Here is a 21,274-nt window from a genome sequence, read left to right as displayed (position 1 = left end):
GGCGGCTTCGTCGTGTTCACGTCCTGGCTCTGGTGACTTGACCGGCCGGGCGTTACCTTCCGGCGCATGAGCGTGATACCGGACCCCGTCCCCGTCGAACGGCTCCACTTCGCCCTGCCGCCCGTCCACGCGACGGCCGAGGAGGAACGCACCCACCGCAAGCAGCGGCTCGCCGGCGCGCTCCGGCTCTTCGGACGGTTCGGGTACGAGGAGGGCGTCTCGGGCCACATCACCGCCCGCGACCCGGAGCACCCCGACTGCTTCTGGGTGAACCCCTTCGGGGCGCCGTTCGAGGACCTCACCGCGAGCGACCTCATCCTGGTCGACGGCGACGGACAGGTCCTCCGCGGCGGCCACCACGTCAACCAGGCCGCCTTCACCGTCCACGCCCAGGTCCACCGGGCCCGGCCCGACGCCGTCGCCGTCGCCCACACCCACTCCGTCCACGGGCGGGCCCTCGCCGCGCTCGGCGAACTCCTCGACCCGATCACCCAGGAGGCCTGCGCCTTCTACCAGGACCACGCCCTCTACGACGCCTACACCGGCGTCACCGTGGACGCCGAGGAAGGCCGCCGGATCGCCGTCGCCCTCGGCGACTTCAAGGCGATCGTGCTCCGCAACCACGGGCTGCTCACCGTCGGCACCTCCGTCGACGCCGCCGCCTGGTGGTTCATCGCCCTCGAACGCTGCGCCCAGGTCCAGATGGCCGCGCGGGCCGCCGGCAAACCGGTGCTCATCGACCACCGCGAGGCCGTCGCCACCCGGGAACAGCTCGGTAGCGACCTCGTCGCCTGGATCAACTACCAGCCCCTCTGGCGCCGGATCAGCCGAACGGACCCCGAACTCCTGTCGTAACACCATCGCCTCACCCTTCTGTACGTCAATGAGATGGCGCGGCAATCACTCTCCGGCGGGGCGCACGCGGCAGGCGCGGGAGCCGCCGGTACGGCACAATTCCGTGGAATAAACGGGTGGTTGACCCTGCGGGGGCACGCCCGGACGCATCCAAGCGGGCCGTGAAGTGAGCTCGTGAGCTCGGGAGTGGGCACCGTGGCGGTTCAAGAGGCGAGACAGTACGGCGAGCACGCGACGGCCTGTGCCGGCTGTGCCCACTGCGGGCAGGCAGGGCACCGGCGGGCCGTCGCCGCCTTCCTGGCCCGGCGCGACGAGCTCGCCGCCGGCCACGGCGTCCCCGCGGCCGTCGCCCACTCCCCGGTCGCCGCCCGCCAGTGGGTCTCCGACGAGCTCGCCCAGTCCGCCCGCGCCGTGGCCGTACGGGGCAGGGAGGCCGGGCTCGCCTGGCTCGACCGGGTACGGAGCGGAGGTCTGGGCGCGGTCTGGGGCGCCGTCCTCGCCCTCCTCCTCGGCCAGGCCCTCACCGCCATCGACGGCGGCTGGACCGGCGCCCGCACCGCCGGCCTCTGCACCGCCGTGGTCCTCGCCGTCCTGCTCAGCGCCGCCGCCCACGCCCACCGGGCCCGCGGCGGTCTCCTCGCCCCGCTGATCGGCGAGGACAACCGGCTCTCCACCACCCGCGCCGTCGCCGCCGGCTGGCTCCTCCTCCTCGGTTACACCCTCCTCTTCCTCGCTTTCCGCTCCCCGGGCGCGACCGCCTTCGGTCTGGCCCGGGGCGCCGGCCTGCTGACCGTCCTCGCCCTCGTCACCTCCGTCACCGTCACCGCCCGTCTCGTCGTCGCCCGGGGGATCACGGCCGGCCGTCTCCAGAAGGTGCGCGCCGACCGCCCGCGCGCCGCCGACCTGGTCTGCGACGACAGCGGCCGTGCCGCCCTCGCCGACGTCCAGTACCTCCTCGTCTCCGGCGCCGTCCTCGCCCTGGCCGCGGTCGGCCTGGCCCGCGACCCCGACCGGCTCCCCGACGTGCCCTGGTCCCTCGTGCTGCTCCTCGGCGTCTCCGCGGCCTGGTACCTGGCCGCCAAGTGCACCGAGGGCGTCCGCCCCACGATCCACTCCGTGGTCCGCTCCCGCGAGGCCGGCGACCTCGACGCCCCGATCCGCACGGGCGACGACATCGAGATCCGCGGCTGCGGATTCGTCCCGCCCGGCGCCGGTGCCCCCGACCCGCTGACCCGTCTCGTCGTGCGCATCGGCCCCGTCCACGCCCACGTGCCGCTGGTCCCGGTCCCGGGCGGCTTCGCCAACCCCACCGACGCGTCCCTGACCGTCCCCCTCCCGGCGGACGTGGAACCGGGCCGGGTGGAGGTCTCGGTCGTGACGGCGGCCGGCGTGGAGACCAACCGGGTCACGATCGACGTCGTGGACTGAACCCCCGGCCCCTTTCCCGTGTCCCGGGCCTCCGGTGCGAGGAGAATCATTCCGCGAACTGTCGTACGGGGCGTGGAGAGGTGACCGACGATGACGGGACAGACGAACCGACCGCACAACCCGAGCGACGACCGGGGCGACGACCCGGGCGGCACCGGGACCCCGGGTGCGGCCGACGGCTCGGGCAGGGCCGACGCCTCTCCGGGCAGGGCCGGCTCCCGGGGCGGGACCGACGCCTCCTCCGCTTCGGGCAGGGCCGGCGCTCCCTCGGGCAGGGCCGACGCCTCCCCGGGTAGGGCCGGCGGTCCCTCGGGCAGGGCCGACGCCTCCCCGGGCAGGGCCCGGGGTGCCGACGGCACCGACGGCGCCGGTGACGGTGGGCGCTTCGTCGAGCGGAAGGCGACCTTCGACCAGTGGAGGTCGATCGCCTCGCGCTATGCCCTCCTTCCGCTGCGGATCTTCCTCGGGGTCACCTTCGTCTACGCCGGACTCGACAAGCTCACCGACTCCGCCTTCTTCGCCGACACCGGCAGCGGCTCCATCGGCGAGATGATGCGCGGTGTCCGCGACAGCTCCGCGATCCCCGCCCTCGTCGACCTCGCCCTCAACAACCCGACCGGCTTCGGCTACGCCATCGCCTTCGGAGAGCTCGCCGTCGGACTCGGGACCTTCTTCGGTCTCTTCGCCCGACTGGCGGCGCTCGGCGGCGCCCTGATCTCACTGAGCCTCTGGCTGACCGTGAGCTGGCAGGTGCAGCCCTACTACCTCGGCAACGATCTGGCCTATCTGATGTCCTGGCTCCCGCTGCTGCTGGCCGGGGCCCCGGTGCTGTCGCTGGACCGGCTCCTCGCCGAACGGCGCCGTATTCGATAGGCGAACCAGGTCGCGAAGGCGGCGGTGCCCAGGCCGCCGCAGAGCAGCGGGACCACCGCGTACCACGGGGTCGTCCAGGCGCCGGCGGCGTCGCCCGCGTAGACCGCGGCCAGCGCGAGGGCGGTCAGGCCGACGAGCAGCCGGCCGGGGCGGAACTCATGAAGCAGCACGGGTGACCTCCACCTGTCCGAGTCCGACCTCCAGCGAGAGGTCCAGGGTGCCCGCCGGGGCCGTCCCGGCCGGCGGGGTGAGCGTCCGGGTCACGTCACGGTCCGGCGCGATGTCGATGTCACCGGGGGGCGCCCCCGGCAGCTGCAGATCGCCCAGGCCCACCTGGGCGTGCAGCTTCACCACCGCGCTCTTCGGGACGATCACCTTGAGCTGCCCGGCGCCCACGGAGGCGCGGGTCGTCACCGTCGTGCCGGCCGGGAGCGGGAGCCGGGAGAGATCGAGCGTGCCGACCCCGGTGCCCAGCCCGTAGTCCGGCTGCACCGCGGCCACCGAGACCGGCTGCCACGTCTCACGGACCCATTCCGTGGAGATCCGGTCCGGCAGCGCCGAGGCCGTCGCGAGCAGGCCCGCCGTGATCACGGTCAGGAAGATCGTGCCGAACCCGGTCCGCCCGAGGAAACTGCTGACGACGAGGCCCAGACCGAACACGGCCAGCGCTGCCGCCAGGCCGATCTGCAGGCTGGTGCCCAGCGGGTGGGTGTCCCACGTCAGGCCCGTGCCGGCACCGCCCGCGAGCAGGGCGAGGAGGAAGACGAGCCCCCCGATGGAGAGCGGGCTCCGGCGGACGGAGGGCGTCGGACGCCCGGGCGCCGACGGTCCGGGACCCCACTGACTGCCCGGCTTCGGCACCTCGCCGTTCACCTTGCCGTCCTCGTCCAGGATTCCGTGCGGTCCCCACAGGTAGCCGACGGCCACCTTGCCCGTCGAGCCGTCCTTGACGATCGGGTCCCGCCACCAGGAGTGGGACTCGTAGATCGGCGGGGCCTTGGTCTCGGGCGGCGCCTCGGCGACCGTGAGGCCGGTCGCGGACTCCGCTCTGCCCTCGGTCTCGCCGCCGGCCCGCCGCCGCTGCGACCAGACCGCCGCCCCGCACACCGCGAGCGACAGGGTCAGCGTGAAGCCGAGCAGCTGGCCGCTGTGCAGCGTCGACAGGAAGATCCCGCAGCCGATCAGCGCCATCAGCAGGGCCGCGAGGGAGGCCCCGGACACCCGGCCCGTCAGCAGCCTGCGTCCCTCGCTGTCCTCCTCGCCCGCGAGCGGGATCAGCAGCCACGCGAAGCCGTAGAACACAAGGCCCAGGCCGCCGGTCACCGCCAGCACGCCGAGCACCACCCGGAAGATCACCGGGTCGAGGTCGAAGTGCCGCCCGAGACCTCCGCAGACGCCGCCCACGACGTTGCTTCCGCGCGAGCGCCGGATCGGCGGGGCGGGATCGGCCTCCGCCGGCGGCGGGGCCTCGTGCTGCGAAGGCATCGAACTCGTCATGCCTCCATGGTGACGGCCGGTGACGCCCGGCGGCACCGGGGCCGACCCTGGCCCGACCCTGATATTCGAGCGGCCGCCGCCCCCGAGTCGGTACCAGGGGCGATCTCAGGGCGGACCCTGATGTCCCGGGCGGGCCGGACGTGTGACGATCGGTGCATGTCCGCAACCGCTCGTGTCACCGAGACCGACGAACCGCCCGTGCGCAGGCTCTACCGGAGCGCCGACGGGCGGTGGCTCGGCGGTGTCGCGCGAGGCCTCGCGGGCCACCTCGGCCTCCCCGTCGTCTGGGTGCGCGCACTCTTCGTGGTGCTGTCGTTCTCGAACGGCCTCGGCATCGTGCTCTACGCGGTCTTCTGGATCGTCGTCCCGCTCGGCGTCGGCGGCCGGTCCACCCCGCGCTCCCTCTTCGAGACCACGCCGGACGGGCGGCGCAGACTGCGCAAGCCCGACAGCGGGCAGGTCGTCGCGCTGATCGCGCTCGGCATCGGCATCGCGGCCCTCGTCGGGAACATCAGCGTCGACAACGAGAACGGCCGCTACATATGGCCCCTCCTCCTCATCGCCGTCGGCGTCGTCCTCGTCTGGAGACAGGTCGACAACGCCCGCCGGGCCAGCTGGACCGATGCCGGACGCCACAGACGCGCGTTCCAGATCGTCCGGGGCCTCGTCGGCGTCGGGCTGGTCGGCACCGGCCTCGCGGTCTTCGTGGTGGTCCGCGGCTCCGTCGCCCAGCTCGGGACGGCCCTCACCGCCGCGGTCGCGGTCCTCACCGGGATAGCCCTGCTCGCCGGCCCCTGGCTGGTCCGGATGTCGCAGGACCTCACGGAGGAGCGGACCATGCGCATCCGTGCCCAGGAGCGCGCCGAGGTCGCGGCCCACGTCCACGATTCCGTGCTGCACACCCTGACCCTGATCCAGCGCAACGCCGACGACGCCGGTGAGGTGCGCCGCCTCGCCCGCGCGCAGGAGCGGGAGCTGCGGAACTGGCTGTACAAGCCCGAGGGCACCGGTCGGGACGAGGAGCCGGAGACCCTCGCGGAGGCGGTGAAGCGGGCGGCGGCCGAGGTCGAGGACAAGCACGGGGTCCCGCTGGAGGTGGTCGTCGTCGGCGACTGCCCCCTCGACGAGAAGCTGACCGCGCAGATGCAGGCCGCGCGCGAGGCGATGGTCAACGCCGCCAAGTACGGTGGCGAGGGAGGGGCCGTGCAGGTGTACGCCGAGGTCGAGGGGCGCACGGTCTTCGTGTCGGTGCGGGACCGGGGTCCGGGTTTCGACCTGGATTCGGTGCCCGAGGACCGGATGGGCGTACGAGAATCGATCATCGGCCGTATGCAGCGCAACGGCGGTACGGCCCGGCTGCGGTCGCCGCAGGGCGGGGGCACCGAAGTGGAGCTCGAGATGGAGAGGGCGGACGGATGACCGACGAGACCGGAGCAGCGGCCGGAGCCGACGCGGGGGCGCAGGGCGCGGGGCGTCGGGTGCGGGTGGTGCTCGTCGACGACCACCGGATGTTCCGTACCGGGGTGCAGGCCGAGATCGGCCGGACCGAGGTCACCGGTGTCGAGGTCGTCGGCGAGGCCGCCGATGTCGACCAGGCGGTCACGGTCATCACCACGACCCGCCCCGAGGTCGTCCTCCTCGATGTGCACCTGCCGGGCGGCGGCGGGGTCGAGGTGCTGCGGCGCTGCGCGAGCCTGATGGGCGCGCCCGAGAACCCGGTCCGTTTCCTGGCCCTGTCGGTCTCGGACGCGGCCGAGGACGTCATCGGGGTGATCCGGGGCGGTGCCCGTGGCTATGTCACCAAGACGATCACCGGCACCGATCTGGTGGACTCGATCTTCCGGGTGCAGGAGGGCGACGCCGTCTTCTCGCCGCGGCTCGCCGGTTTCGTCCTGGACGCGTTCGCGTCGACGGACGCGCCGCCGGTGGACGAGGACCTGGACCGGCTCACCCAGCGGGAGCGGGAGGTGCTGCGGCTGATCGCCCGCGGATATGCGTACAAGGAGATCGCCAAGCAGCTCTACATCTCGGTGAAGACGGTTGAGTCGCACGTCTCGGCGGTGCTGCGGAAGCTCCAGCTGTCCAACCGTCACGAGCTGACCCGCTGGGCCACCGCCCGCCGCCTGGTCTGAGCCGGAGCTCAGCCGACGCGGGTCGCTCCGGCGAAGGGCATCTCGTCGATGGGGGCGATCCGCACCGGGGCGCCCGGTCGGGGGGCGTGGATCATCTGGCCGCCGCCGATGTAGAGCCCGACGTGGCTGATGCCGGAGTAGAAGAAGACCAGGTCGCCGGGGGCGAGCTGGGAGCGGGAGACCCGCTGTCCGGCGTTGATCTGGGTGTACGTGGTGCGGGGCAGGGAGATGCCGGCCGCGCGCCAGGCGGCCTGGGTGAGGCCGGAGCAGTCGTAGGCGGAGGGGCCCGTCGCCCCCCATACGTACGGCTTGCCGAGCTGGGCGTGGGCGAAGGAGATGGCTGCGGCGGCCCGGGCGTTCGGGGCGGTCACCGGCCCGCGTTCGCCGCCCGAGGAGCGGTCGGCCCGCACGGTGGGGGAGCCGCCGGACGTGCCGTTGGGGCCGTCGGTCCGGGTCGAGGCGCCGGAGCCGTCGCGGGTCGCGGCGGCCGCCTCGTACCGTGCGCGTTCCTCCTCGGTCAGCCGGGCGAGGAGCGTCCTGGCCTCGGTCAGCTTGGCGACCACGGCCGTCTTCTGCCGGCGCAGCTCGGCCTCGTGCCCGCGCAGCGCGGTCAGCTTCCCGGCCGACTCGCCGCGGAGCTGCCGGAGCGCGGCGAGTTCGCGCCGTACGGCCGTGACGGCGGCCGCCTGCCGGTCTCCGGCCTTCTCGGCGAGCGCGGCCCGCTCCAGGTACTGGTCGGGGTTCGAGGTGAGGGCGAGCTGCACCGCGGGGTCGAGCCCTCCGGTGCGGTACTGGGCGGCGGCCATGGTCCCGAGGGCGTCCCGGGCGGTGTTGAGCCGCTCGGTCCTGCGGGCGGCCTCGTCGCGCAGCCGGTCGAAGGCGGCGCGGGCCTCGTCGGCCTTCTCCTTCGCCCCGTTGTACCGCTCGGTCGCGACCTCGGCCTCCTCGTAGAGCCGGTCGACCTTCGCCTTGACCTCGGCGGTGGTGGGCCGGGGGTCCGCGTGGCCGGACCCTTCGAAGAGCGTCGCCGTCGCCGCGGAGGCGAGGGCGAGGGTGGCGGCGGTACGGGCCGCCGAGCCGCCGAGGGGGGACTGTTTGGACTTCCGGTGCGCTGCCACGAGGGCGGGTCACATCCTCTTCCCTGAGGGGGACGGTGCCCGCCGGGCCGACGGCGGGCCGCACAGGGGAGACGGACCGCCGCCGGTTTTCTCGGCGGGGGTGACCGACAGCCGCCGGATCGCCGGCGGTGGTGGGGAGCCGGTCACCTGGTGGAGGACGCTAAACCTGGGGTCACGGCCGGACGGGGAGTTGACCGTTATTGGCTTCAGTTGACGTGTCGGGGACCGATCTCTTTCGCCTGGAGTTCGCGCAGAGTGAGGCGCGGGGATCATTCCGGCGGCCGTCCGACCGAAGCGGCGCGGTGAGTGGACCCGGCCGGAGAGGGGTGCTAAAGCCCCGGTTAGGCTCCGCCCCATGGACGTACTCATCAATGTCTTCGTCGCCCTGCACATCATCGGTATCGCCTCCCTCCTCGGCGGCTTCCTCACCCAGATGAAGGCGATGGGCGCCGGTACGGCCCGCTTCAGCCCCGCGATGCTGCACGGCGCGCTGACCATGCTGATCACGGGCGTCGCGCTCGTCGGCCTCAACCAGGCCGACGACCAGACCGTGAACAACCTCAAGGTCGGCATCAAGCTGGCGATCCTCGTCGTGATCCTCGGTCTCGTCTACGTCAAGCGGGACGAGGAGCGGATCGACAAGGGCCTCTTCGGCGCCGTCGGCGGCCTGACCATGGCGAACATCTTCATCGCGACCCTCTGGGTCTGAGCCCCGTGTGAGGCCTTCCACAGAGACGGTCCCGAAGGCGGGCCCGGATGTCGGTGGGGCGTCCTAGACTCGTGAGGCGATGAGCAGCCTCTTTGACGACAGCTTCCTGGCCGGCCTCCAGAACCACTCGGAGGAGCCCCCGCCCCACCCCGAGGACGACGAGCACGGCTCGCCTGCCACGGAGGAGGTCCCGCACGACCTCTTCGGGGAGCACTTCGACGCGCCCCCGCCCGCCCGGGACACGCACTACCGCGACGGCCACCCCCGGCCCGTCGTGGACGCCGCCGCGCTCCTGGAGGGGCTGAACGAGCAGCAGCGCGCCGCCGTCGTCCACACCGACACCCCGCTGCTCATCGTGGCCGGCGCCGGCTCCGGCAAGACCCGGGTCCTCACCCACCGCATCGCCCACCTCCTGGCCACGCGGCACGTGCACCCCGGCCAGATACTGGCGATCACCTTCACGAACAAGGCCGCCGGCGAGATGAAGGAGCGCGTCGAGCAGCTCGTCGGACCGCGGGCGAACGCGATGTGGGTCATGACCTTCCACAGCGCCTGCGTCCGCATCCTGCGCCGAGAGTCCAAGAAGCTCGGCTTCACGTCCTCCTTCTCGATCTACGACGCCGCCGACTCCAAGCGGCTGATGTCGCTGGTCTGCCGGGACCTGGACCTCGACCCGAAGAAGTTCCCGCCGAAGTCGTTCAGCGCCAAGATCTCGAACCTCAAGAACGAGCTGATCGACGAGGAGACCTTCGCCGACCAGGCCGCCGACGGCTTCGAGAAGACGCTCGCCGAGGCGTACCGGATGTACCAGGCACGGCTGCGCGAGGCCAACGCCCTGGACTTCGACGACATCATCATGACGACGGTCCACCTGCTCCAGGCGTTCCCGGACGTCGCCGAGCACTACCGCCGCCGCTTCCGCCACGTCCTCGTCGACGAGTACCAGGATACCAACCACGCCCAGTACACCCTCGTCCGCGAGCTCGTCGGCACCGGCTACGAGGACCTCGGCCCGGCCGAGCTGTGCGTCGTCGGCGACGCCGACCAGTCGATCTACGCCTTCCGCGGCGCCACCATCCGCAACATCCTCCAGTTCGAGGAGGACTACCCGGACGCGACGACGATCCTCCTGGAGCAGAACTACCGCTCCACCCAGACGATCCTCTCCGCCGCCAACGCCGTCATCGAGCGCAACGAGTCCCGCCGCCCCAAGAACCTGTGGACGAACGCGGGCGCGGGATCGCAGATCACCGGCTACGTCGCCGACACCGAGCACGACGAGGCCCAGTTCGTCGCCGACGAGATCGACCGGCTCACCGACGCGGGCGACGCCAAGGCCGGGGACGTCGCCGTCTTCTACCGGACCAACGCCCAGTCCCGTGTCTTCGAAGAGATCTTCATCCGCGTCGGACTGCCCTACAAGGTCGTCGGCGGCGTGCGCTTCTACGAGCGCAAGGAGGTCCGGGACGTCCTGGCGTACCTCCGGGTCCTCGCCAACCCCGAGGACAACGTGCCGCTGCGCCGCATCCTCAACGTGCCCAAGCGCGGCATCGGCGAGCGCGCCGAGGCGATGATCGACGCCCTCTCCCTGCGCGAGAAGATCACCTTCCCGCAGGCCCTCAAGCGGGTCGACGAGGCATACGGCATGGCGGCCCGGTCGGCGAACGCGGTGAAGCGGTTCAACGCGCTCATGGACGAGCTGCGCACCGTCGTCGAGTCCGGCGCCGGACCCGCCGTCGTCCTGGAGGCCGTCCTGGAGCGGACCGGCTACCTGGCCGAGCTCCAGGCCTCCACCGACCCGCAGGACGAGACCCGGATCGAGAACCTCCAGGAACTCGCCGCCGTCGCCCTCGAGTTCGAGCAGGAGCGCGGCGAAGAGCCCGCGACCCTCGCCGAGTTCCTGGAGCAGGTCGCCCTCGTCGCCGACTCCGACCAGATCCCGGACGAGGACGAGGAGGGCCGGGGCGTCATCACCCTGATGACCCTGCACACCGCCAAGGGCCTCGAATTCCCGGTCGTGTTCCTCACCGGCATGGAGGACGGCGTCTTCCCGCACATGCGCGCCCTCGGGCAGGCGAAGGAGCTGGAGGAGGAGCGGCGCCTCGCGTACGTCGGCATCACGCGCGCGCGTGAGCGGCTCTACCTCACCCGCTCGTCGATGCGCAGCGCCTGGGGCCAGCCCTCGTACAACCCGGCCTCGCGCTTCCTGGAGGAGATCCCGCCCACGTACCTGGAGTGGAAGCGGACCGGTCCAATGGCGAAGCCTGCCGGGCCGACCTCGGGGATCACCTCCTCGCTCTCCTCCTCCCGCGCGCGCTCCGGCCCCTCCGGCTTCGCCACCCGGCGCGCCGGCGAGAAGCCGGTGATCTCCCTCCAGGTCGGCGACCGGGTCACGCACGACCAGTTCGGCCTCGGCACGGTCACGGCGGTGACCGGTGCGGGCTCGGACGCCCAGGCGACGATCGACTTCGGCGACGACAAGCCGAAGCGGCTGCTGCTGCGGTACGCGCCGGTCGAGAAGCTGTAGCGGGACGGATGCGAGAAGGGCCCCCGGCGGAAAGCTGCCGGGGGCCCTTCTCGTACGGGTGCGGGGGAAGGCTCAGCCGGTCGGGTCGAGGCCGTGGCTGCGGAGCCAGGGCAGCGGGTCGATCGCGGAGCCGCCGCCGGGCCGGACCTCGAAGTGCAGGTGCGGGCCGGTGGAGTTGCCGGAGTTGCCGGAGTACGCGATGACGTCGCCGGCCTTGACGTGTCCCGAGCGGAGCTTGGTGCTGCTCAGGTGGCAGTACCAGGTCTCGGTGCCGTCGGGGGCGGTCACGATCGCCATGTTGCCGTAGGCGCTGTTCCACTGCGTACGGACGGTGCCGTCGGTCGCGGCCATCACGGGGGTCCCGTACTGCACGGGGAAGTCGATGCCGGTGTGCAGCGACATCCAGTTGACGCCGGCCTGACCGAACCGGGCGCTGAGCTGGTGCAGCTTCACCGGCAGCAGGAACTTGGGGCGGAGCGCCTCCTTGCGGGCGGCCTCCTCCTCGCGCTTCTTCTTCTCGGCGGCCTGGCGGGCGCGGAGGTCGATGCGCTCCTGGGTGCGGCTGGCGCGGTCGCCGAAGTCACGGGCGTCGGCGCTGAGCGCGGCGAGCTGGGTGTCGAGGGCGCTGTTGGCGGCGACCGGCTTGACGGAGGCCGGGTCGGCGGCGGCGAGCGCGGTCGTGTCGTCCTTCTGGCCGCCGGTCGTGTTGGGGCCGGTGAGGCCGCCGACGGAGGCGGCGGCGATGCCGGCGACCCCCATGACGCAGGCGGAGGGGACGGCGACGGTCAGCAGCGCGGAGCGTTTGGCGGGGGTACGGCGACGGCCGCGGCTGCCGCCGGAGGAGCGCCGTACGGAGCGGCCCGCGAGGGGCGCGTCGGCACGGAGCTCGACGGCGGGCGCGTCGACCGTCAGGTCGTCGGCTTCGTAACTGTCGTAGCCGTCGTAGCCTTCCTGGCCTTCGTAGCCGTCGTCCTCGCCGTCTTCGAGAGATCCGAGGGCTTCCGGCTCCGCGGCATCGGCCAGGCCTTCGACCGGGGCGTAGCTCTCGTCGGTCTCTTCGGCGACGTACTCGAAGGCGAACTCGGCGGTGTGCTCGGCCTGCGGGGTGTGCGGGGTGTACTGCTGGGGGACGACCGGCTCGGGCTCCGGGGTCGCGTGGTTCCACGCGGTCGCGTCGAAGGCACCGGTCTCGGTGGCGAAGGCGGGGGCGGCCCACTGGCCGGTGGCGTCGTAGGCCTCGTACCCGTACGTGCCCTGGGCGGCGTACGCGCCGGCGTGGGCGGTCTCGTACTGGCCGGTGTGCTGGGCCTCGGTCCAGGCGGAGGCGTCCCACTGGCCGGTGGTGTCGTACTGCGCCGCGGTCGCGTCGTACTGCGTCGTCGTCGCGTACGTGCCGGTGGCGTCGTAGCCGGCGGCGGCGTTCCACTGGCCCGTGGTGTCCCACTGGCCGGTCGTGCCGTACTGCCCGGTGGTGTCGTACTGCGTCGTCGTCGCGTACGTGCCGGTGGCCGCGTACTGGCCGAGGTCCCACTGACCGCTGTGGTCGGCCTGACCGCCGGGGTAGGCGCCGAACAGCGGATCGATGGCGAAGCTGCCGGTGGTGTGGGCGCCGTCTCCGACGTACCCGGCGTGGGGGTGCTGGTCGTTCACCAACGTCTCTCTCGCCTCGGCAGCAGGACCAGTCCGGGGCGGGCCCGTGAGGGGTGTCCCGGGGGTAAGCAGTGGCGCGACTGTACCCGGCGGTACGTGCGGCGGACAATCTTCGGAGGGGTTTGGGCCCACAGGAAACGGGCAATCGACCGTCTTTTGCCAGGTCGGGTGGAGAGCTTTGGCCTTGTGTTCGATGAACGTTCGAAGAACGGTGTCGTGCGATCAGGCCACGGAGGTGGCGCCCGACCCCTCTTCCCGCGTCCCGTCCCCCGTTCCGGAGGCGGCCGGACCGCCGGCGTCGAGGGCCTCGCGGACCCCGGCGGCGACCGTCGGATGCACCGGCAGCGCGAGATGACCGATCCCGCTCACCCGCACGTTGTGCACGAGCAGGTCGGGATGGTCGAGGCGGGCGGTCTCCACCGGCACCATCACCTGGTCCAGATCGCTCCAGAAGCTCACGAACCGCGTCCGGCAGCCGGGCGCGGGCTCGGCGAGCTCCCGCAGCACCTCCGAACCGGGCCGCATCTGCCGCACCAGCGGATGCGCGTCGGCGAGCGGCGCCACCGTGGTGCCGGAGTGCGGGGTACCGAGCGTGACCAGGGTGCGCACCCTGGCGTCACCACCCAGTCGCTGCACGTAATAGCGGGCGATCAGCCCGCCCAGGCTGTGCCCGACGATGTCGACCTCGTCGTGCCCCGTACGGGCGCGGATCTCGTCCACCCGGCGGCCCAGCAGCTCGGCGGCGGCCCGCAGGTCGCAGGTGAGCGGAGAGTAGTTGAGCGACTCGACACAGTCACGGCCGTGCCGGGTGAGGGAGCGGCGCAGCAGGACGAAGACCGAACGGTTGTCGACGAAACCGTGCAGCAGGACGACCGGGCGGCTGCCCGGGGCGATCGTCGCGGCCGGAGCGGTCGGGTCCGCGGTGGGGTCCGCGGAGGGGTCCGGGGCTGGGGAGACGCGCTCGGCGACGATCCCGTACGGGTAGAGGACGAGATGGCCGGTGAGGATCGCGACTTCCAGCGCGGTGGCCTTCATCAGGGCGGTGACCTTGCCGAGCTCCATGGCCGGCCTCCCGAACGGCACGCGGGGCGCGAACGGTACGCCGGTCCGCCGCGCCCCCGCGCCGCACGGACGGCGGCACGGGGGCGCGGCGACCTCGTCGCGGCTCCCTTCGCGACCGGCCCCGCTCGCGGCTGGTGGGCCCAGGAGGAGGGCCCGTGAGCGGGGACGGCGCAGAGCGAACATGTCCCACGTGTGATTTCCCCCTCGGTCGCCACCGCGAAACGGCCCGGTGCGGGATGCTGGAGATAACGTTCGTTCACCTCCCCGGCAATGAGGCGCGGGGGTCGCATGTGGAGGCAGTCATGGGTGTGAGCGGTCCGATCCGCGTGGTGGTCGCCAAGCCGGGTCTCGACGGCCACGATCGCGGAGCCAAGGTGATCGCGCGGGCGCTCCGCGACGCCGGCATGGAGGTCATCTACACCGGGCTCCACCAGACGCCCGAGCAGATCGTCGACACCGCGATCCAGGAGGACGCCGACGCGATCGGTCTCTCGATCCTCTCCGGAGCGCACAACACGCTCTTCGTGAAGGTCCTGGAGCTCCTCAAGGACCGCGACGCGGAGGACATCAAGGTCTTCGGCGGCGGCATCATCCCCGACGCGGACATCCCGCCGCTGAAGGAGAAGGGCGTCGCGGAGATCTTCACGCCGGGCGCGACGACCGCGTCGATCGTGGACTGGGTGAACGCGAACGTCCGCGTCGCCGCGTGATCCGCTGCGCGGTGCGCTGCAGGTGACGACGGGGCCCTCCTGAACGGGGGCCCTGTCGCCGTTCCGGGGGCTCCGTCCCGGGGTCTCTGCCCGGGGGTCTCCGTCCACGGGGCCTCTGGCCGCGGGATCTCCGTCCGCCGGGTCTCCGTCCCGGGGTCACCGCCCTGGGCGGGGGTGGTTCCGGGCGGCCCGGCGCCTCAGGAGTCCTGCGGCGGTACGGAGTGCGGTGCCGGTACGGAGTCCCGTGGCGGTATCGAGTCCCGTGGCGGTACGGAATCACCTGGCTGTGGTGTGAGTTCGGCTTGTATCGAGGCTCGGAGGCGTAGGGTCGAGACCAGGCGTTGGAAGGCCTCCGCCCAGTAGTCGCCCGCGCCGGGGGAATGGTCCTCCGCCTCGTCGGGGCGGGCCGTCAGGGACTCCAGTTGTCGTGCCGCCTCCGGGGCGAGGCAGCGCTCCGCCAGGCCCATCACCCCGCTGAAGCTCCACGGGTAACTGCCCGCCTCCCGCGCGATGTCGAGCGCGTCGATCACCGCCGCCCCCAGCGGCTCCGCCCACGGGACGGCGCAGACGCCGAGCAGCTGGAACGCCTCCGAGAGGCCATGGGCCGCGACGAACGAGGCGACCCAGCGCGCCCGTTCCTCCACGGGCAGCGTCGACAGGAGCTGGGCCCGCTCGGCCAGCGACGAGGTGCCGGGGCCCGTCGCGGGCGGGATCGAGGGGGCACCGAGCAGCGCCCGCGACCAGGCCGGGTCCCGCTGCCGCACGGCCGCCCGGCACCAGGCCGCGTGCAGTTCGCCCTGCCAGTCGTCGGCGACCGGCAGCGCCACGATCTCCTCCGGGGTGCGGCCCCCGAACCTGGCCGGCCAGGACGACAGCGGCGCGGCCTCGACCAGCTGGCCCAGCCACCAGGAACGCTCGCCCCGGCCCGCCGGAGGCGTCGCGGCCAGACCGTCCCGCTGCATCGCCGCGTCGCACTCGTGCGGGGTCTCGACCGCGATCGTCGGCACCGGGGCCGTACGGTCCAGGCCGACACAGGTGGCGGCCCGCACCGCCATCCGGCCCGCGAGGGCCGAGGCCGGCAGGGCGGAGAGCAGCTCGGCCGCCGTGGCCCGGACATTACGGCTCCGGTCGCCGAGGGCCTCCTCCAGGAACTCCTCGTCGGCGTCGGAGAGTCCGGTCCGCAGCGAGTCCAGGAACATCAGCCGGTCCTCCGCCCGCTCGGCGGACCAGGTGGAGGCGAGCAGCGCGAGACCCGCGGCCGGGTCCTCGGTCCGTACGGCGGCGAGCAGGGCGACCCGCTCGGCGAACAGCCCCTCGTCCCACAGGGCGCGGACCCCCTCCGGGTCCTGAGCGGAAGGGAGGTTGCCGCTCGCGCCCGTGCCCCTGAGCGCGAACCTCCACTCCGGGTTGAGCCGGGCCAGCCACAGACCGCGCGGACCCGCCAGGCGCAAGGCCTGGGGCCGCAGATCGGTGCGGGCCCTGGCCGCGTCGAGCAGCGCCGGCAGGGCGGCGGGGGAGGCCTTGTACCCGTGCCGGTTGGCGAGGGCCAGCCACTGGGGGAGCAGCTCGGCCAGGTCGGGCGTGGCCCCGCGCCGCCCTGCGGGCGAGGGTGCGGCCCGGTCGGCGAGCAGCTGGTCGAGCCGGCGCCGGGCGGCCTCGGGCAGCGGCGTGCGAGGGTCCTCCGGCGCGGGGTCCGGCAGCGGTGCGGCGGGCCCGGGCCGCAGCCCCGCCCTGCGCCGTACGGTGTGCAGCGCGGCCGCGTCGAGCAGCGCGCCCGGCAGGTCCCGGGGCGCCGTCGGGCCGGCGAGCCCGGCGGGCGGCCGCCGGTCCGTGCCGAGCAGCGCCGAGCTGACGAGCTCGTCCCAGGCCGCGTCGTCGGCGGGGGGCGTGGTGGAGGTGGTCGTGGTGGTGTCCATCGGGCTCCTCCCGTGGGCCGGTGCGCGGTGGTCGGGTCCTTCGCGGGTGGGCGTCAGGTGAGTGGTGGTGGGTGCCACCGGGGTCGGCCTTGTGTGAGGGCGCGTCATATGAGGGGGACCGTCTCCCCCCGGGTCTCCGGCGACCAGGCCGCGAGCGGCGTGAACCCCCGGTGCCCGCACTCCCCGAAGACCGTCACCGGGGCGCCGCCCGACAGGGCGAGCAGGCGCCAGAGGCCGGGCCGGGACTGGGCGGCGGGCGTCAGGGGCAGCGCCTCGCGGCCGTCGGCGTCGGCGAGCTGCCAGCCGTACTCCGCACGGGCCGGGACGACCCCGGTCAGCGTCACCGGCCAGGACTCCAGCCACGGATCCTCGGACAGCGCGCGGCCGTACGTGTCGAGCGCCGCGCCGACCGGTCCGCCCGCCGGCGGGGCGACGGGGCCCGCGACCGGGACGAACCGCTCGCCCGGCTCCGCCCGCACCTGCCCGGAGCCGGTGTGCGGGGTCAGTTCGCCGTCGAGCAGCGCGCCCACGGGGAGCGCGAGCTGTGGCGCCCTGCCCGCCGCGCCGAAGGAGAGCAGCAGCGCGGTGCGGCCGGTCGTCGTGCCGTGCAGCCAGATCCGACGGGTGGTCAGCCGGGCGTCCCCCGCGTCGTACTGGGCGAGGACCAGCCAGTGGTCGCGCACCGGGACGCCGTCGGCCGGGGCGGTGAGGCCCACCCGGGTCCGTACCGTCGCCGCGAGCGGGGCGGGCAGCCGGTCCGCCGCCAGCCAGGCCCGGTCGAGGAGGTGGGTCAGCGCGCACTCCTCCAGGAGCCGCACGGGCCAGCCCGGCCCCGAGCCCGGTATCGCCCCCAGCTCCCGGACCCGCCCGGCGAGCCCCGGCGCCTGGGCGTCGACCATGCGGGCCGCCGTCTCCTCCCACAGCCCGTACCCCGCCTGCCCGGCCGCCGCCAGGCCGCCGCGCAGCAGATCGGCGAGCCGCTGCTCCAACTCCTGTGCGCCCGAGGTGATCCGGGCCGCCCGGCGCTCGGCCCTGCGGCGCGCCGCCTCCGGGTCCGCCGGCGCCCCCGGGGCCGCCTCCGCGGCCTGGCGGGCGCCCGTGGCCCGGGCCCGGCGCCCGGTGAGCCACTGCGCGGCCCAGTCGGGCGCGGCGGCGTCCTCGGCGGCGATCCCGTCCGCCGCCTTGAGCAGCAGCAGGCCCAGCGCGTGCTTGCAGGGGGACTTCCGGCTGGGGCAACCGCAGGAGTACGCCGGGCCCGTGGTGTCGACGACCGTCCGGTACGGCGTGCTTCCACTGCCCTTGCACAGGCCCCAGACGGCGCCGTCCCCACACCCCGTCTCCTGCCAGGGCCCGGCCGTGCCGAGCTCCCTCCCCGCTCTGCGCGACGCCTCGTCAGAAGCCAGTGCCAGCACCTGATCAGCCGTCCGGCGCACCCCCATGCCATTCATGTCCTCGACGGTAGAGGCCGCCACTGACAACGCCCCTGACCAGCGGTGACATCCGATTGTCAGTGGCATGGTGCACGGTGGATCGCACAGCAGGTCGAACGATCTGGAGGGGGATCCATGCCCGTGCCCGAAACCATCGCGAAGCCCGGTTCCGGTGTCGAGACGGACACCGGACCGGGCCGGCCGCAGACCGCCGCCGAGGCCCTGCGGCCGCACGCCGAGCACGCCTTCGCCCATGAACTCGCGGCCCTCGCCGCCGCCGACGACCGCCCCCGGCCCGCCCGCTGGCGCCTCTCGCCCTGGGCCGTCGCCACCTACCTCCTCGGCGGCACACTTCCCGACGGGACCGTCGTCACGCCCAAGTACGTCGGACCGCGCCGCATCGTGGAAGTCGCCGTCACCACCCTCGCCACCGACCGGGCGCTGCTCCTGCTCGGCGTCCCCGGCACCGCGAAGACCTGGGTCTCCGAGCACCTCGCCGCCGCCGTCAGCGGCGACTCCACCCTCCTCGTCCAGGGCACCGCCGGCACGCCCGAGGAAGCCATCCGGTACGGCTGGAACTACGCCCGGCTCCTCGCCCACGGCCCCAGCGGGGACGCGCTCGTCCCCAGCCCCGTGATGCGCGCGATGTCCCAGGGCAAGACGGCCCGCGTCGAGGAACTCACCCGCATCCCCGCCGATGTGCAGGACACCCTCATCACGATCCTGTCCGAGAAGACCCTGCCCGTCCCCGAACTGGGCGAGGAGGTGCAGGCCGTCCCCGGCTTCAATCTGATCGCCACCGCCAACGACCGTGACCGGGGCGTCAACGAGCTCTCCAGCGCCCTGCGCCGCCGCTTCAACACGGTCGTCCTCCCGCTGCCCGCGACCCCCGAGGACGAGGTCGACATCGTCGCCCGCCGGGTCGAACAGCTCGGACGCTCCCTCGAACTGCCCGTCCTGCCCGACGGCGTCGACGAGATCCGCCGGGTCGTCACCGTCTTCCGCGAGCTGCGGGACGGGGTGACCGCCGACGGCCGGACGAGGGTCAAGTCGCCCTCGGGGACGCTCTCCACGGCCGAGGCGATCTCCGTCGTCACCGGCGGACTCGCCCTCGCCGCCCACTTCGGCGACGGCGTCCTGCGCCCCGCCGACATCGCCGCCGGCATCCTCGGCGCGGTCGTCCGCGACCCGGCGGCCGACCGGGTCGTCTGGCAGGAGTACCTGGAGACGGTCGTACGGGAGAGAGACGGCTGGAAGGACTTCTACCGCGCCTGCCGCGAGGTGACGGCGTGACCCCCACGGGCACGGTGCCGGAAACGCCCCGCGCGCGGGAAACCGACCGGGGGGACGCGCCCGCCGCGGCCGGGCCCGTGTCGACCGAGGCCGTCGCCACCGGACCCGCCGCAGCAGGGCCCGAGGCGACCGGACCCGCCGCGACCGGACCCGCTGCGACCGGACCCGCCGTACCCGGACCCGCCGTACCCGGATCCGCCGCGGCCGGCCCCGCCCTACCCGGTCGTGTCCCCGACGCCGGGCCCCTGTTGCTCGGGGTGCGGCATCACGGGCCCGGGTCCGCTCGGGGGGTGCGGGCCGCGCTGGAGGCCGTGCGGCCCGCCGCGGTGCTCGTCGAGGGGCCCGCCGAGGCCGACGCCCTCGTGCGGCTCGCCGCCGATCCCGGCATGCGGCCGCCCGTCGCCCTGCTCGCCCACGCCGTGGACGACCCCGGGCGGGCCGCGTTCTGGCCGATGGCCGAGTTCTCGCCCGAGTGGGTCGCGATCCGCTGGGCGCTCGACCACGGCGCCGCCGTCCGCTTCATCGACCTGCCCGCCGCCCACACCCTCGCCGCCGCCGACCCCACCTGGAGCGACGGGGAGGGCGAGGTGAACGGGAGCGGCCTGCGGATCGACCCGGTCGCCGAGCTCGCCAGGACCGCCGGTCACGAGGACGCCGAGCGCTGGTGGGAGGACGTCGTCGAGCTGCGCGGGGACGGCGACCCCACCGCCCCCTTCGAGGCCCTCGCCGAGGCCATGGGCGCCCTCCGTGAGACGTACGGGCACGGCGGCCACCCCCGCGACCTCGTCCGCGAGGCGCACATGCGGCTCCGGCTGCGCGCCGCCCGCAAGGAGTTCGGGGACTCCGTCGCCGTCGTCTGCGGCGCCTGGCACGTCCCCGCGCTCACCCGCAGGACCACCGTCGCCGCCGACAAGGCCCTCCTGAAGGGCCTGCCCCGGGCGAAGACCGAGCTGACCTGGGTCCCCTGGACCCACCGCAGGCTCGCCCGCCGCTCCGGCTACGGCGCCGGGATCGACGCGCCCGGCTGGTACGGGCACCTGTTCGCCGCCCCCGACCGGCCCGTCGAACGCTGGATGACCAAGGTCGCCGGCCTGCTCAGGGCCGAGGACCATCCCGTCTCCTCCGCCCACGTCATCGAGGCCGTCCGGCTCGCCGAGACCCTCGCCGCCCTGCGCGGCCGCCCGCTCCCCGGCCTCGACGAGACGACCGACGCCGTCCGTGCCGTCCTCTGCGAGGGCTCCGACGTGCCGCTCGGCCTCGTCCGCGACCGGCTCGTCGTCGGCGACGTCCTCGGCGAGGTCCCCGCCGCCGCCCCCGCCGTACCCCTCCAGCGCGATCTGGCCCGCCGTCAGCGCACCCTGCGCCTCAAGCCCGAGGCCCAGGAGCGTGAGCTCGCCCTCGACCTCCGCAAGGACACCGACGGCGAGCGCAGCCGCCTGCTGCACCGGCTGCGGCTCCTCGGCGTCCACTGGGGCGAGCCGGCCGCCGGACGGGCCGGCACCGGTACCTTCCGGGAGACCTGGCGGCTGCGCTGGGAGCCCGAGCTGCACGTCCAGGTCGCCGAGGCCGGCGTCTGGGGCACCACCCTCGAGGCCGCCGCCACCGCAAGGGCCGAGTCCCGCGCCCTCGCCGCGACCGCGCTCACCGACATCACCGCCCTCGCCGAGCAGTGCCTCCTCGCCGGGCTCGCCGACGCCCTGCCCGTCGTCATGCGGGCCCTCGCCGACCGCGCCGCGCTCGACACGGACGTCGCCCACCTCGCCGAGGCCCTGCCGGCCCTGGCCCGCTCCCTGCGCTACGGCGACGTCCGCGGCACGGGCACGGCGGCCCTCGGCGGGGTCGCCGCCGGGCTCGCCGAGCGGATCTGCGTCGGCCTGCCGCCCGCCTGCGCCGGCCTGGACGCGGACGCCGCGACCGCGATGCGGGACCGCCTGGACGCGGTCCACACGTCGATCGCCCTCCTCCAGGACCACTCCGCCGAGCCCGCCGCCCCCGCCACGCCCGCCGCACCCGCCACGCCCGCCGCCCCCGCCACGCCCGCCGCTCCCGCCACGCCCGCCGCACCCGCAGAGCC

General features: G+C 74.0%; 17 protein-coding genes. 10 read left to right on the top strand and 7 right to left on the bottom strand.

Features of this window, described 5'->3' with window-relative positions:
• Window positions 1-66: 66 nt before the first annotated feature.
• From ACWGN5_RS29365 to ACWGN5_RS29355, 3 genes are all read left to right on the top strand, one after another.
• A complete protein-coding gene (locus tag ACWGN5_RS29365; RefSeq protein ID WP_453520642.1) occupies window positions 67-855 on the top strand; it encodes a class II aldolase/adducin family protein in 789 nt (262 codons plus the stop codon).
• Between the two features lie 195 nt (window positions 856-1,050).
• Window positions 1,051-2,283, top strand: a complete 1,233-nt coding sequence (locus tag ACWGN5_RS29360) for a hypothetical protein (protein ID WP_453520640.1) — start codon at window positions 1,051-1,053, stop codon at window positions 2,281-2,283.
• A gap of 423 nt (window positions 2,284-2,706) precedes the next feature.
• A complete protein-coding gene (locus ACWGN5_RS29355) occupies window positions 2,707-3,156 on the top strand; it encodes a DoxX family protein (RefSeq protein ID WP_453520687.1) in 450 nt (149 codons plus the stop codon).
• On the opposite strand, the gene ACWGN5_RS29350 is transcribed toward ACWGN5_RS29355, so the two are convergent.
• A complete protein-coding gene (locus ACWGN5_RS29350) occupies window positions 3,066-3,326 on the bottom strand; it encodes a hypothetical protein (RefSeq protein ID WP_453520639.1) in 261 nt (86 codons plus the stop codon). The two genes, ACWGN5_RS29355 and ACWGN5_RS29350, sit on opposite strands and share 91 nt — an antisense overlap.
• Window positions 3,313-4,653 (bottom strand): PspC domain-containing protein, encoded by a 1,341-nt coding sequence (locus ACWGN5_RS29345; RefSeq protein WP_453520636.1) that lies wholly within the window; start codon window positions 4,651-4,653, stop codon window positions 3,313-3,315. Before ACWGN5_RS29345 ends, ACWGN5_RS29350 begins: the two co-directional genes overlap by 14 nt.
• A gap of 156 nt (window positions 4,654-4,809) precedes the next feature.
• Here ACWGN5_RS29345 and ACWGN5_RS29340 point away from each other — a divergent pair, with 156 nt between their 5' ends.
• Complete coding sequence (locus ACWGN5_RS29340) at window positions 4,810-6,072, top strand: PspC domain-containing protein (RefSeq protein ID WP_453520633.1); 1,263 nt, start codon at window positions 4,810-4,812, stop codon at window positions 6,070-6,072.
• On the top strand, window positions 6,069-6,785 hold the full coding sequence (locus ACWGN5_RS29335) for a LuxR C-terminal-related transcriptional regulator (RefSeq protein WP_453520631.1): 717 nt from the start codon (window positions 6,069-6,071) through the stop codon (window positions 6,783-6,785). Before ACWGN5_RS29340 ends, ACWGN5_RS29335 begins: the two co-directional genes overlap by 4 nt.
• Window positions 6,786-6,793: 8 nt before the next feature.
• Here the strand turns inward: ACWGN5_RS29335 and ACWGN5_RS29330 are convergent, their stop codons facing one another.
• Window positions 6,794-7,903, bottom strand: coding sequence for an NlpC/P60 family protein (locus ACWGN5_RS29330; RefSeq protein ID WP_453520628.1), 1,110 nt, complete (start codon window positions 7,901-7,903; stop codon window positions 6,794-6,796).
• A 355-nt stretch (window positions 7,904-8,258) separates the two neighbouring features.
• Between ACWGN5_RS29330 and ACWGN5_RS29325 the strand changes: the two genes are divergently transcribed.
• Window positions 8,259-8,612 carry a hypothetical protein gene (locus ACWGN5_RS29325; RefSeq protein WP_453520626.1) on the top strand — a complete coding sequence of 118 codons (354 nt, stop codon included), beginning with the start codon at window positions 8,259-8,261 and terminating at the stop codon, window positions 8,610-8,612.
• A gap of 79 nt (window positions 8,613-8,691) precedes the next feature.
• The gene (gene pcrA, locus ACWGN5_RS29320; RefSeq protein WP_453520624.1) at window positions 8,692-11,139 is read left to right on the top strand and encodes a DNA helicase PcrA; all 2,448 of its coding nucleotides are present in this window, start codon (window positions 8,692-8,694) and stop codon (window positions 11,137-11,139) included.
• A gap of 72 nt (window positions 11,140-11,211) precedes the next feature.
• On the opposite strand, the gene ACWGN5_RS29315 is transcribed toward pcrA, so the two are convergent.
• Window positions 11,212-12,789 (bottom strand): M23 family metallopeptidase, encoded by a 1,578-nt coding sequence (locus tag ACWGN5_RS29315; RefSeq protein WP_453520621.1) that lies wholly within the window; start codon window positions 12,787-12,789, stop codon window positions 11,212-11,214.
• 222 nt (window positions 12,790-13,011) lie between these two features.
• Window positions 13,012-13,851 (bottom strand): lipase family alpha/beta hydrolase, encoded by an 840-nt coding sequence (locus tag ACWGN5_RS29310; RefSeq protein WP_453520618.1) that lies wholly within the window; start codon window positions 13,849-13,851, stop codon window positions 13,012-13,014.
• 302 nt (window positions 13,852-14,153) lie between these two features.
• Here ACWGN5_RS29310 and ACWGN5_RS29305 point away from each other — a divergent pair, with 302 nt between their 5' ends.
• Window positions 14,154-14,561, top strand: a complete 408-nt coding sequence (locus ACWGN5_RS29305; RefSeq protein WP_041130843.1) for a cobalamin B12-binding domain-containing protein — start codon at window positions 14,154-14,156, stop codon at window positions 14,559-14,561.
• A gap of 197 nt (window positions 14,562-14,758) precedes the next feature.
• Here the strand turns inward: ACWGN5_RS29305 and ACWGN5_RS29300 are convergent, their stop codons facing one another.
• The gene (locus ACWGN5_RS29300; RefSeq protein WP_453520614.1) at window positions 14,759-16,477 is read right to left on the bottom strand and encodes a DUF5691 domain-containing protein; all 1,719 of its coding nucleotides are present in this window, start codon (window positions 16,475-16,477) and stop codon (window positions 14,759-14,761) included.
• A gap of 104 nt (window positions 16,478-16,581) precedes the next feature.
• Complete coding sequence (locus ACWGN5_RS29295) at window positions 16,582-17,925, bottom strand: SWIM zinc finger family protein (RefSeq protein ID WP_453520612.1); 1,344 nt, start codon at window positions 17,923-17,925, stop codon at window positions 16,582-16,584.
• Window positions 17,926-18,042: 117 nt separating this feature from the next.
• Here ACWGN5_RS29295 and ACWGN5_RS29290 point away from each other — a divergent pair, with 117 nt between their 5' ends.
• Window positions 18,043-19,200, top strand: a complete 1,158-nt coding sequence (locus ACWGN5_RS29290; RefSeq protein ID WP_453520609.1) for an ATP-binding protein — start codon at window positions 18,043-18,045, stop codon at window positions 19,198-19,200.
• Window positions 19,201-19,445: 245 nt separating this feature from the next.
• Window positions 19,446-21,274, top strand: a 1,829-nt coding sequence (locus tag ACWGN5_RS29285; protein WP_453520684.1) for a DUF5682 family protein, incomplete at its 3' end; no start/stop codon positions are given.

The sequence above is a fragment of the Streptomyces sp. NPDC055815 genome (genome assembly GCF_053616475.1).
The sequence above is the reverse complement of the archived record's forward strand: the minus strand, read 5'-3'. Positions and strand labels throughout refer to the sequence as shown.

Bases quoted from the DNA above. Each gene is read 5' to 3' on its own strand.
- ACWGN5_RS29365 (WP_453520642.1), top strand. From the start codon at position 67: ATGAGCGTGATACCGGACCCCGTCCCCGTCGAACGGCTCCACTTCGCC.
- ACWGN5_RS29345 (WP_453520636.1), bottom strand. From the start codon at position 4,653: ATGACGAGTTCGATGCCTTCGCAGCACGAGGCCCCGCCGCCGGCGGAG.
- ACWGN5_RS29340 (WP_453520633.1), top strand. From the start codon at position 4,810: ATGTCCGCAACCGCTCGTGTCACCGAGACCGACGAACCGCCCGTGCGC.
- ACWGN5_RS29335 (WP_453520631.1), top strand. From the start codon at position 6,069: ATGACCGACGAGACCGGAGCAGCGGCCGGAGCCGACGCGGGGGCGCAG.
- ACWGN5_RS29325 (WP_453520626.1), top strand. From the start codon at position 8,259: ATGGACGTACTCATCAATGTCTTCGTCGCCCTGCACATCATCGGTATC.
- pcrA (WP_453520624.1), top strand. From the start codon at position 8,692: ATGAGCAGCCTCTTTGACGACAGCTTCCTGGCCGGCCTCCAGAACCAC.
- ACWGN5_RS29310 (WP_453520618.1), bottom strand. From the start codon at position 13,851: ATGGAGCTCGGCAAGGTCACCGCCCTGATGAAGGCCACCGCGCTGGAA.
- ACWGN5_RS29305 (WP_041130843.1), top strand. From the start codon at position 14,154: ATGGGTGTGAGCGGTCCGATCCGCGTGGTGGTCGCCAAGCCGGGTCTC.
- ACWGN5_RS29300 (WP_453520614.1), bottom strand. From the start codon at position 16,477: ATGGACACCACCACGACCACCTCCACCACGCCCCCCGCCGACGACGCG.
- ACWGN5_RS29295 (WP_453520612.1), bottom strand. From the start codon at position 17,925: ATGAATGGCATGGGGGTGCGCCGGACGGCTGATCAGGTGCTGGCACTG.
- ACWGN5_RS29290 (WP_453520609.1), top strand. From the start codon at position 18,043: ATGCCCGTGCCCGAAACCATCGCGAAGCCCGGTTCCGGTGTCGAGACG.